Origin of the sequence: uncultured Clostridium sp., from assembly GCF_947036855.1 — a bacterium.
Lineage (GTDB): Bacteria > Bacillota > Clostridia > Clostridiales > Clostridiaceae > Sarcina.
The window spans coordinates 1-11,325 of record NZ_CAMQRY010000082.1 but is presented as its reverse complement, the minus strand read 5'-3'; the positions used below and the strand labels follow the sequence as shown (position 1 = coordinate 11,325).

The 11,325-nt window shown below is 27.9% G+C and carries 11 protein-coding genes; 3 read left to right on the top strand and 8 right to left on the bottom strand.

Features of this window, described 5'->3' with window-relative positions:
* Positions 1–75: 75 nt before the first annotated feature.
* Complete coding sequence (locus tag Q0V15_RS09015) at positions 76–642, top strand: hypothetical protein (RefSeq protein WP_297438176.1); 567 nt, start codon at positions 76–78, stop codon at positions 640–642.
* A gap of 91 nt (positions 643–733) precedes the next feature.
* Here the strand turns inward: Q0V15_RS09015 and Q0V15_RS09010 are convergent, their stop codons facing one another.
* The 4 genes from Q0V15_RS09010 to hypB all read right to left on the bottom strand — a co-directional run bounded on the left by Q0V15_RS09010 (position 734) and on the right by hypB (position 5,575).
* A complete protein-coding gene (locus Q0V15_RS09010) occupies positions 734–1,660 on the bottom strand; it encodes a DUF5692 family protein (RefSeq protein WP_297438174.1) in 927 nt (308 codons plus the stop codon).
* A gap of 24 nt (positions 1,661–1,684) precedes the next feature.
* The gene (locus tag Q0V15_RS09005) at positions 1,685–2,026 is read right to left on the bottom strand and encodes a hydrogenase maturation nickel metallochaperone HypA (protein ID WP_297438172.1); all 342 of its coding nucleotides are present in this window, start codon (positions 2,024–2,026) and stop codon (positions 1,685–1,687) included.
* 106 nt (positions 2,027–2,132) lie between these two features.
* Positions 2,133–4,907 carry an FAD-dependent oxidoreductase gene (locus Q0V15_RS09000; protein WP_297438170.1) on the bottom strand — a complete coding sequence of 925 codons (2,775 nt, stop codon included), beginning with the start codon at positions 4,905–4,907 and terminating at the stop codon, positions 2,133–2,135.
* A gap of 2 nt (positions 4,908–4,909) precedes the next feature.
* Positions 4,910–5,575: a hydrogenase nickel incorporation protein HypB gene (gene hypB / locus Q0V15_RS08995; protein ID WP_297438168.1), complete on the bottom strand. Its 666-nt coding sequence runs from the start codon at positions 5,573–5,575 to the stop codon at positions 4,910–4,912.
* Between the two features lie 272 nt (positions 5,576–5,847).
* Here hypB and Q0V15_RS08990 point away from each other — a divergent pair, with 272 nt between their 5' ends.
* Complete coding sequence (locus Q0V15_RS08990; protein ID WP_297438166.1) at positions 5,848–6,852, top strand: helix-turn-helix domain-containing protein; 1,005 nt, start codon at positions 5,848–5,850, stop codon at positions 6,850–6,852.
* Between the two features lie 14 nt (positions 6,853–6,866).
* Positions 6,867–8,087, top strand: a complete 1,221-nt coding sequence (locus tag Q0V15_RS08985; protein WP_297438164.1) for an FAD-dependent oxidoreductase — start codon at positions 6,867–6,869, stop codon at positions 8,085–8,087.
* Positions 8,088–8,134: 47 nt separating this feature from the next.
* Here Q0V15_RS08985 and Q0V15_RS08980 read toward each other — a convergent pair whose 3' ends face one another.
* The 4 genes from Q0V15_RS08980 to Q0V15_RS08965 form a co-directional block, all read right to left on the bottom strand.
* Positions 8,135–8,305: a hypothetical protein gene (locus Q0V15_RS08980; RefSeq protein ID WP_297438162.1), complete on the bottom strand. Its 171-nt coding sequence runs from the start codon at positions 8,303–8,305 to the stop codon at positions 8,135–8,137.
* Between the two features lie 111 nt (positions 8,306–8,416).
* Positions 8,417–9,100 (bottom strand): HD domain-containing protein, encoded by a 684-nt coding sequence (locus tag Q0V15_RS08975; RefSeq protein WP_297438160.1) that lies wholly within the window; start codon positions 9,098–9,100, stop codon positions 8,417–8,419.
* 11 nt (positions 9,101–9,111) lie between these two features.
* Positions 9,112–9,777 carry a hypothetical protein gene (locus tag Q0V15_RS08970; RefSeq protein ID WP_297438158.1) on the bottom strand — a complete coding sequence of 222 codons (666 nt, stop codon included), beginning with the start codon at positions 9,775–9,777 and terminating at the stop codon, positions 9,112–9,114.
* 9 nt (positions 9,778–9,786) lie between these two features.
* A complete protein-coding gene (locus Q0V15_RS08965) occupies positions 9,787–10,992 on the bottom strand; it encodes an AAA family ATPase (RefSeq protein WP_297438155.1) in 1,206 nt (401 codons plus the stop codon).
* Positions 10,993–11,325: the final 333 nt, after the last annotated feature.

Below are 11,325 nucleotides of genomic sequence, written 5' to 3'. Positions count from 1 at the left end.
AATTTAATCTATCTCAAATTTTAATATACACATCATTTATTAATTGGTGCTATACTTATTTATGAGGTGATTATAATGTTTAATACATTAAGTTATATAGGTCAAATTTTTAATGATTCCAATATAGTATGGGGTGTTGGTGCTTCAATATTATTAAATCAATTTGGACTTGCAGATAGCCCAAATGATATAGATATACATGTTCATATTAAAGACATCCATAAAGTTGATGAAATTCTCAAATCTATTGGAACTAAAAAGAAACAAGAAAAAACTGACTCATACTCTACAAAATATTTTTATGAGTATATAGTTAATGGAATTGATATTGATGTAATGGCTAGACTTGCTATTAATCATATTAATGGTGTATTTGAATATATTTTTGATGAAAATTCAATTTCTCAATTTATATCAATTGATAAAATCTCTATACCATTCACATCGTTAGAAGATTGGTTTGTGCTTTATCAACTAATTCCAAATAGAGATGCTAAAGTTAAAATTATCGAGGACTATTTGCTTTTAAATGGAATCAAAAAACTATTTTTACTTGAAAGGTCATTAGTAGGCAATCTACCATTAACCATCATAGAAAGAATTTATAATTTAAAGCTAAATTCCTCAAAAAAAGAACACTAAAACTATTTAATTTAGTGTTCATCTTTTTCTATTTATTTACTTATTACTACGCTTTAATATATCAATATTTCAAGTTGCTCTCTTTGCTTTGTTAAAGATTATTATCTTTTATTGTTTTCTTATAGTAATTTGTATGTGTATAAATTTCTTCTTTTAATGGATTTTTCTTATATTTTAAGATTGTATAAATCATATATATAAATACTCCAACATTAAATAGAAGTGATATAACACTAAGTATCATCCACATAGATTCTTTATATACAGGAACTATTTGAAATAATTCACTTTGCTGAAAATCAAATGATAAAGTGAACATTGCATATAGTGCTAATATTTGTGCTCTATGCTGAAGCCATGCTCCTCTTTTAAATACAAACTCTGCAATTAATGCTGCAAGTAATATAGCTATTCCTGCATACATTGCTCTTGTTGATACTCCATTATAAACATATGCCATATTCCATATTGTATATCCCATTATATATACCCATGTCATATCTGGCCATATCATATCCTTTGACTTATCTCTTGATGCTTTAACACCAACAAATCCTGTCAATGTTACTATACATAAAATACCTGCTATAGCATTCATTATATTCCAAGGTCCTCCAAGAACAACAAGTCCTGCTGAATCTACCGTAATAGTCTTATACTGCATAAAAATTTCAATTTCTTTATAAACTGCTTCTGAAATATTTATAGCAAGTATCGCTACTGGAAATATCATAGCAAATTTATTCTCACCAAGTTTTGTAAATCGTATAAGCATAAATCCATAAATACCTATTAAAGCTGATATTACCTTTACCCACCCAAACCAAGTTTTTGATGATGGAGAATCTAATACCCCTGTAAATATTAATATTCCTAATACTACCGGTAACGCACCATATACTAATATTGATAATATTTTAGATTTTCTTGTAACTTCATTAATTACTAAATATATAATTATAAATCCTATAAGAGCCAATATGCTTCCCATTGTATAATTCTCAAAAAATATTCCCATTTAAAAATACCCCCTATTGTATCTTTAATACGCTATAATTTCTTTTATACTAAATTCTTGTCCTGATATTAATTCATACTCCTGTCCATTACACTTTGGACATATTTTTTTATTCTTTATAATTCCATAAACTTCACTGCACTCTTTGCATTTTGCATCTGCTGGAAGAACTATAATTTCTAATTTTGTATCCTCATATGGAGTTTCATCAACTGCCGCAGGATAACATTCATAAATGAATCTTGGTATTGCCTGTGCTAATTCTCCTATCTCAAGTATAATTTTATCAACCTTTGTAATATTATTTTCTACTGAAAATCTATCTACAATATTAATAACTTCATATACTATTCCTAATTCATGCATATTAACCGCCTCTATTCTTTCCTTTATTTGATTACTAGCTAGTAGGTATTACTCCTACTTTCTATAAATAGGAGTAAACAACCTCTTGCCTGTAATTATCTGAATTTTATCTTGTTTCCTCAAAAGGATTTATTTTATTTACAGCTATTTTAAGCTTTCTTTTAATTGTATTTTTGATTACTTCCTTTGGTAAGTTCTCAATTTCAAATCCTTTGACATCATGAACTCGCTCTAGTGTAATTGCATCAAACTTACATTTTAATGTACAAGCACCACAACCTACACATAAATACTCATCTACCTTAGTAGCACCACAACCTAAACATCTTGCTGTCTCTTTCTTAATTTGTTCTTCAGTTAATGTACCTCTTAAATCTTTAAAAGTTTGCTTTGCTTTCTTACCATCAACATGATTAATTTTCTGTCTTGGTGTTACATCAAAACCTGCTATTTCAGCTAAGCTTGTCTTATCAAGAGCTTTATAGTAATGATTATCTCTACCAAATTCTAATGATTGACCATTTTGTACAAATCTATGAATTGAAATTGCTCCTTCTTTACCTGCTGCAATAGCATCAATAGCAAATCTTGGACCACTTACAATATCTCCACCTGCAAAAATATCTTTCTTTGAAGTTTGTAATGTAACTTTATCAACCTCAATAGTACCTCTTTGAGCTAACTTCACATCTTCCCCTTCTAATATCTGCCCATAATCAAATGTTTGTCCAACAGATAATAATACATAATCACATTCAACAATTTTTGTATCATTTTCATCAAACTTTGGATTAAATCTTCCACTTTCATCAATTATTGATAAGCAACGTTTAAATTCAACACCAACAACCTTATTATTTTCTGTCACAACTCTTATTGGTCCCCAAGAATTATTAATATTTATATCTTCTTCTATAGCTTCATTAACCTCTTCTGCATGTGCTGGCATATTTTCAAGTGCTTCTAAACAGAAAATATCAGTCTTAGTTACTTTATCAAGTCTTCCAGCAGTTCTTGCTACATCAATTGCAACATTACCCCCACCAATAACAATAACTTTGCCTTTTGCACTTGTTTCTTCTCCAAGATTTACTGTTCTAAGGAAGTCTACTCCACTTATTACCTCATTAGATTTTTCTCCATCTATACCAAGTTCTCTACCTGCATGAGCTCCTATAGCGATATAAAATGCATTAAACCCTTTAGCTCTAAGTTCTTTTATACTTATATCTTTTCCTATCTCAACACCTGTTGCAAACTTAATTCCTATTTCTTTTAACACATCAATTTCAGCTTCTATAATATCTTTTTCCAGTCTATATGAAGGAATTCCTAGTGTTAACATACCACCTAGTTTCTTCTGTTTTTCATATACAGTTACATCATATCCGTCTATAGCTAAATCATAAGCACAAGTTAGTCCTGATGGTCCTGCTCCAATAATAGCAATTTTTTTATCACTATAATCATGTCTTTTTCTTGGTATAAACCTTGTTTCTTTATGCAAATCTTTTTCAGCAATAAATTTCTTAATATCATCAACCGCTACTGCTTCATCTATATCTGCTCTTGTACAAGCATCCTCACATAATCTTGGACAAATACGCCCACATACTGCTGGAAGTGGATTATGCTTTTTAATTAACTCTAAAGCATCTGTATATTTACCTTGTGATGCCAGTTTTACATATCCCTGTACTGGAATATGAGCTGGACAATTTGTAATACATGGTGCTGTACCTGAATCTAAAGTATTCTTTCTATTAATTCTATAATCATTATTCCATTTTTCTTCTTTCCACTCTGTATCTCTTGGAGTAACTTTTATCATTTCACTCTCAATTTCCTTAGTAGAGCATAATTTCTGTCCTAGTCTTAATGCATTTGTTGGACAAACATCAACACACTCACCACAAGCAACGCATTTGCTCTCATCTACAACTGATTTATAATTTGATCTTACAATATCATTATTCACATATTGATTTGCAAGTCTCATTGCATAACAACCACATCCACAACAATTACAAATTGCATGAGTATGACCCGGTTTGTCTAAATTAGGTATAGAGTGCATTAACCCATTATCCTCAGCTTTCTTAATAATTTCCAAAGCTTCTTCCCTAGTTATTTCACGCCCACGCCCTGTTTTTATATAATACTCAGCTGCATGTCCAAGTTGAATACACATATCTTCCTTTAAATGTCCACAACCTTCACCCATTGATTCACGCGAAGTTCTACATGAGCAATCAGATACTGTAAATACATTTGATTCATCTATATGTCTAACAAGCTCTTCATACGTAGCTCTTCTTGAATTACCATCAATAGCTCTTTGAATTGGTATTACACGCATTGGTCCACCACCAATAGGCATAACTCCCGCTGCCATAGGACCTTTTTTATTTCCAAAATAATAAAATGCTTCTGCAACTTCTGGATTTTTTGCTATCAGTTCTTTATTATTAACAATCATCTCTAAATGTCCTGGAACGAATACATCTTGCCAGTACATATCTACCCCATCTATTGTATTAACAAATGCAACTCCAGCCCAAGCTATATAATCAAGCATCTCCTTAACGTTTTCATAAGTTTCTCCAGATACATTAACAATATCCTGTGCACTAACTTTTTCACGAAACTTTAAATGCATTGCTAGTTTAGCTTGCTTTTCATTTAATATTGGTGCTAAAGCATAATACTCTGGTCCAAATGGAATAGCCGCTCTTGAACTACTTGCCTTAGTTCTTCCAATCTTATTAGCTAAATCAATTATTTCCTGTCTATACTCTCTTCCATCAACATCTGCCCATGTTAGAGCAAACTTAAATTTATTTTCTTCTCTAAAACTTGATTTCACATCTTTCTTTGCCATTTTTATTTATCCCCCTTTATTTCACATCTTAACCAATTTGTCCAAACATCCATTCCCTCTTCAGTCTTAGCTGAAATTGGAATTATAATAACATCCTTATTTAATTTTCTTACCCTTTCCTCAAGCAATTCCATATTAAAATCAAAATGCTCCATAACATCAATCTTATTAACAATTAGCACATCAACTTTTCCAAATATCTTAGGATATTTTAAAGGTTTATCATCACCCTCTGGAACACTTAATATAGCTATATTTTTCATAGCTCCTGTATCGTAACCAACTGGACAAATAAGATTTCCTATATTCTCTAAAAATACTACATCTAAACCACTTACACCAAGTTCATCAATTCCTTGCTTTGTCATAGTTGCATCTAAATGGCATAATCCACCAGTATGCAGTTGAATAGCTTTAGCTCCTGCATCCTCTACAGTTTTTGCATCTACATCAGAATCTATATCAGCTTCCATTACACCAATTTTCATTTCATTTTTTAAAGCTTTAATCGTACTCACAAGTGTTGTTGTTTTTCCACTACCTGGAGATGACATGATATTAATTAAAAATACCCCTTGTTTTTTTAATTCTTCCCTAGTGATAGTTGCAACTTTATCATTATCCTCATATAATCCCTTTTTTATTGTGAAAACTTTATATTCGTTCATTGTACTCCTCCTAAACCCTTAATTTAGCTTGATTATAACAATATTCTATGCCCCAAACAATCTAATATTCCTAGCCACTTTTCACGCTTTCATTACTTTATCAAAGTGTTTACACTCAAAGAATATTTAACCTAACAGTATTAAGCCTATTAAATAATCTTATATCTCTATTTACTGTAAACATAAACATAAAGTAATTTTTTTACTTTATTTCATTTTTCTCCTTGAAAAAAGAATATAAAAACTATAAGCTTGTACTTGTTTACCACATCATGGAGGTGATTTTTATAAATAAAGATTTTAAATTCAAAATTATTTCAGAAGGTATGCACAGTGATGTAAGTTCTACTTGTAAAAAATATAATATTTCAAGGACTCTTTATTATCGCTGGCTAAATAGATATAAATCTAAAGGTCTAGATGGTTTAGATAAAATAAAAAAAGATTTTACTCCTATTAATAAAATCAATTTTGAAACAGAAACTGCCCTACTTAATCTGATAAAAAAGCAGCCTATCTATGGTCCTAAATATCTAAAATATATATTTAATGATCTAGGCTATAACATAAGTGAATCTGCTATTTATAATATTATGAAAAGAAATAATCTTACTAAAAAAGAAAATCGCATTAAATTTGCTAAAAAACAAGAAAAGCAAATAACTATATCTATCCCACCTCTATCAGAAATTAATAGCGGTGAATGTTGGGTTTTCTGGGTAACTGATTATGGAACTTACAAAAATATAGGACATATTTTTGAATATACTTTATATGATTTCAAAAGTGGTATAGCTTGTTCAAGATTATATAATGAAATAAGCTTTAATAATTTTGAAGATATATTAACTTCACTAGCTATGCCTGTTGCAAAAACTCTTAACTTAAAAATAAATAGTTTATGCCTTCTGAGTAGTGATAAAATATTAAATCACTCAAAAAGAAGTTTTAACTCTAATGTTAATAAAATAATTTTGGATAATAGTTTTGACTTTAAACTTTGTATTTTACTTGAGGATGATATAAATTTAAATATAATTAGTAAACTAAGAGAAGAATACACACAGGGCTGTCTATCTTTTTTAATACCTTTAATAGACACAGATTTATCTTTTAAAGAAATCAGACTTAAATTCCAAGCTTACCTTAGAAATTATAATATGAATTATAAACGTAAATTTGATACACAAGATTTTACGCCTGTTGAATATCATAATAAAACAACCAACAATAAAATTGTTTTACCTATGTTAGCTTATATAAATAGAGAATATTAAAAGGAGAACTATATATGAGAGTTGCTGTAATTGGTAGTGGATTTAGTGGGATGCTTGCCTCTTATCTACTTGAACAAGAAGGAATAGATGTAACTATTTATGAGAGAGATGAACGAATTGGAGGTCATTGTAAAACCATTGAAAGTAAAAATATTTATACAGAACTTGGGACTGTATGCTCTTTCACTTCTCAAATCAAAGAATTATTAATCCACCTAGAAATAGACTATAAAGAACGTTTTATATATAGAAACTTTGTTGATGAAAATTATCATCAAGTAGAACATATGCTAAGAGAAAATATAATTTTACTAATGGAGGAATTATCTAAACTTAAAATAATTTTAAAAGAACACGCTCCATATTTAAATGATATTAATTTTGGATATATTCCTGATGATTTAATGCTCTCATTTAAAGACTTTCTAAAGAAATATAATTTTAGATTTATATCTGAACTTATCGCACCATTTCTTTCATCTTTTGGATTTGGTTCTATAGATGATGTACAAGCTTACTATGTATTTAATATCTTTAATATAGATATATTAAATTCTTTCATAGGTGGTAAAAAATCATTATTTATTAATAAAGGAACAGAAGAACTTATAAAAAAACTTAGTCAAAAAATTTCTGATATACGTTATTCTCTTGAAGTTACAAATATTGAAGTAATAAATGATAAGGTTAAAGTAGAAACAAATTATGGTGCTGACTATTTTGATAAGGTATTAATTACAACAAAATTACCTACCAATGTTATCAAAGATAAATTATACAATCAATTAATGAAAAAAATAGATACTAATCCATTTATAGCTTGTGCCTATGAAGTGAGTAACAAAGATTTAGTTACAACTTATTATAAACATAATTTAGGCAAGAAAAATAAAATTCAATTTTTCTATATTACAAAACAAAATAATAGGACAATCCTAGTAGCTTATACCTATGGAATTATTGAAAAAAATATAGTAGATGGAATAACAGAAGATATTAAAAATCTTGGAATAGATATCAAACAATTAATCACAGTAAAACAATGGTATATTTTCCCTCACTTAAAATCTTCTAATTTAACTCAAACATTCTATAAAGAAATTAATGATAGAGAAAAAATAAGTAATATCTGCTTAATTGGCTCTTTGGTTTCTAAACCAACTATTGATAATTTATATGTATCAGTTAAAAATTCTATAAGCCAAATACTTACTTATCATAAAGCAAATAATTGATACTTATTACTCTTCCTCTTCTATATGTAAATTTTAAAAGGACTATATTATAAATGATAAATTACAAAGGATTTATGATACAGTCCTTTTTCTATTCTAATTAAATAATTCCTAGCGAGTTCATCAGCACCCTCCATTCCCTTAAATCCATTAATAGCTTTATCATAACTCCAATCCATGACCTGTCTTAGCTTAGACTCAGTTAATAATTTTTTCATCTTCTGTCCTCCTATTTTAATAAAATAGTACCTACCTAGATAATAAAAAAATGAAGAAAATTAATCCTTTCAGATTTCATCTCTCCATTCCTAGTTATTTACTATATAATTTTATTTACTACTTTCTTCTAGCATTTCCTTAAATAATATCCATATAGTATCATTTAAAAACACTCTAGGCTTCAAATTCAACATCTCTGAAAAAGCTATAATAGCCTTAAAAACTTTTGCTATAAAATAAAACCCTTCAAGCTCTGCCATATCAATATTATCATCACAAAGAAATTTAATATCTAAATTATTATTACTTATATCAACCACTATATCTCTAATATACTGCATTTGCCTTATACCATTTACATTGTAACCCTCTTTAGCAATTCTAGTATATTTGATATCTAACTTATCAGCCAAAATAAGAGTTAAAGCCATAATATTATCACTATCAAAACCATCACTATGAGTCTTTATAGCATCCAAAACTAACTCTTTATGAATTAATATAATATTATTCTCCTCAAAATACTGCTTTGCAAAAACATAACTTCTAAAGGCATGATTAGCCTTTCCATCTATAGCACCAGTATCATGTAAGATAGCAGCTATCTTTGCTTCCTCAATAAAATTATTTTCATACCCAAGACTTAATAATAAAGACTCAACAAGCAATGCAACATTCTTAACATGATCAAAATTATGATGTGCTAAACCCTTATCCACATCTTCAAATATAGAAATTTTATTGTAATGTTTAACTATAATTTCATCTATTTCTATTTTTTTAAATTTACTCATCATAACCCCGATTATAAAATTCCATTTTCTTTATCTATAAGTTTCGGTAAATCTTTTATATCGCATACTTTAAATCCACTTTGTTTATCCAACATTTCATTAATACTTCTTTTAAGCTCTTTAATTTGATGTGTAATCATACTTAGTTTATTTTCAAATATTATTCTATCTTCTATACATTCCTTTTGAATCAATGACTCAGTAATCGTATAATTAATTAATAAAATATATCCTTTATCATTATATTTACGTCCATCTTCTAAAATATCAAGAAAAAACTCTGTTCCTTTAATTTTACTTTCCATATTAATAGAAAAAGTTTTTTTCTTTTTAATCTTTTTTCCTTTTTCTAATTTTTCTTTATCTGAATTAGAGCCTATTCCATCTATATAGTGTTCTGTAAGTTCGACCTCTGATAAATGTTCTCTGACTACTTTATTAAATATAACCTGTGAGATATCCTTACCTTCTATTTTATATAAATCATTTTTACTCTTATTTATATAAAGTATATCCGTTGAAGCCTGAGTTGCATGACTTTCGACACCTTCAATACTTCCACCTGCACATGAGCTTGCAAAATCATCTAAATCATAACCATTATATGAATTAAGTATTTTATGATCTATTTTTAATATGTTACCAAAATTATCTAATGTTAAATCTATTATATTCATTTTTACACCCTACTCTAATATTTTTTCAAATTGAGCTTTTCTAAATTCAGTTAATGGTTCTAAATATTGCATTAATATATCTTCAGCTTTATCTACAAGTTCTATGTTAGTTCCATCATTTATAACTCCCTCTTCTTCAACTGTTGCTTTAAAAACATCCATATCTTCCATTAACATATTTACAAGTAAACTATCATGAGTAGTAAATACTATATCTATACCTGCAGTTCTAATAATTTTAGCTATTTCCTCTATTCTTTTAGGATGCACTCCAATTTCAGGCTCTTCTATTAAAAATAAAGTTTCTCGCTCTTTTTTTATAAGTATTTCATTTATATACTTTACAGTAGAATTTAATAATGCAATTCTCTTATACCCATCACCCACACTATTTATATCTAGAAATTCTGGAACACCTTCTTTTGATATAACTTTATACATTAATTTATTATTTAAATATACTAAAGAATCAAATCCCATCTCTTTTAAATCACTAAACTTCATCATCATATTTATTGTTTGCTTTATAGATTCTCTTATTTTGTCTTCTCTTAGTAATTCACCCCATACAGGAGTTAAAATCATAAGATCTGATGCATCAATATAAACTGTTTTTTTATACTTGAAAAAGCTTAACTCATTAAGCTCCTCTTTAATTGCAAATAAATCATCAATAATACTATATGTATTATCTATCAGCTCATATTTCTCCTTATGACTTCCATCAAACGCCATTAAAGTTGCATCATATATATATTTATCTTGCTTAACATCAAAAAGTTTAATTTTCCCCTCATTACATCCTTTTCTTATAATTGGATGAGGTATCTCCTTCAGTAATTCTGTACTAAATGTTGTATTTTTAGATACTACATCATTTAATGCTATTAGTACTTTTGTTCTATCATAAACATCAAATTCACTTTCATCTAACTTTATATCTTTTCCATATAATTTATCTAAAACCTTATTTACTTTTATTTCATCATCAAAATATGAAGAAACAAGATTTTTAATATATTCATTATCTCTAGTTTCAATTAACTTTTCACTTGCATTTACTAAAGCAAATAAAACTTTATTAACAGTAGACTTTCCTAAATTATTATCTCCTGTAAGAGCTGATATTCCACCAATTCCTATTTTCGCATATTTTATAGACTGAATATTTTCTAAAATCAAATAATATCCTACCTTTGAATCTTTTTTATTCATACTATACTCCACCAACCTTTAAATTTATTATTTTAATCCACGTTCAAATTTATCTCTTATTTATATTTTATAATATATCTATCAAAACAACTACTCAAAATAAACAAAAGTTATTATTACCTATAATAAATCTGATAATATTCTCATTATATCCATTTATCTTTTTTTAAATACGATATTTTTTTAGTACATTCAAACAAAAAGCCCCTTAAGATATTAAATATATCTTAAGGGGCTATACTTCAAAATTAACTTTTTATATTAATATTATTTATTATCTGATTATTGGAATTCTAACAGTTATTGGTACTGATGAATTTGTAGCATCACCTT

What these genes read in the sequence shown, in the direction of transcription:
- Q0V15_RS09015 (WP_297438176.1), top strand. Translation starts at nt 76, where the DNA reads ATGTTTAATACATTAAGTTATATAGGTCAAATTTTTAATGATTCCAAT.
- Q0V15_RS09010 (WP_297438174.1), bottom strand. Translation starts at nt 1,660, where the DNA reads ATGGGAATATTTTTTGAGAATTATACAATGGGAAGCATATTGGCTCTT.
- Q0V15_RS09005 (WP_297438172.1), bottom strand. Translation starts at nt 2,026, where the DNA reads ATGCATGAATTAGGAATAGTATATGAAGTTATTAATATTGTAGATAGA.
- Q0V15_RS09000 (WP_297438170.1), bottom strand. Translation starts at nt 4,907, where the DNA reads ATGGCAAAGAAAGATGTGAAATCAAGTTTTAGAGAAGAAAATAAATTT.
- hypB (WP_297438168.1), bottom strand. Translation starts at nt 5,575, where the DNA reads ATGAACGAATATAAAGTTTTCACAATAAAAAAGGGATTATATGAGGAT.
- Q0V15_RS08990 (WP_297438166.1), top strand. Translation starts at nt 5,848, where the DNA reads ATGGAGGTGATTTTTATAAATAAAGATTTTAAATTCAAAATTATTTCA.
- Q0V15_RS08985 (WP_297438164.1), top strand. Translation starts at nt 6,867, where the DNA reads ATGAGAGTTGCTGTAATTGGTAGTGGATTTAGTGGGATGCTTGCCTCT.
- Q0V15_RS08980 (WP_297438162.1), bottom strand. Translation starts at nt 8,305, where the DNA reads ATGAAAAAATTATTAACTGAGTCTAAGCTAAGACAGGTCATGGATTGG.
- Q0V15_RS08975 (WP_297438160.1), bottom strand. Translation starts at nt 9,100, where the DNA reads ATGAGTAAATTTAAAAAAATAGAAATAGATGAAATTATAGTTAAACAT.
- Q0V15_RS08970 (WP_297438158.1), bottom strand. Translation starts at nt 9,777, where the DNA reads ATGAATATAATAGATTTAACATTAGATAATTTTGGTAACATATTAAAA.
- Q0V15_RS08965 (WP_297438155.1), bottom strand. Translation starts at nt 10,992, where the DNA reads ATGAATAAAAAAGATTCAAAGGTAGGATATTATTTGATTTTAGAAAAT.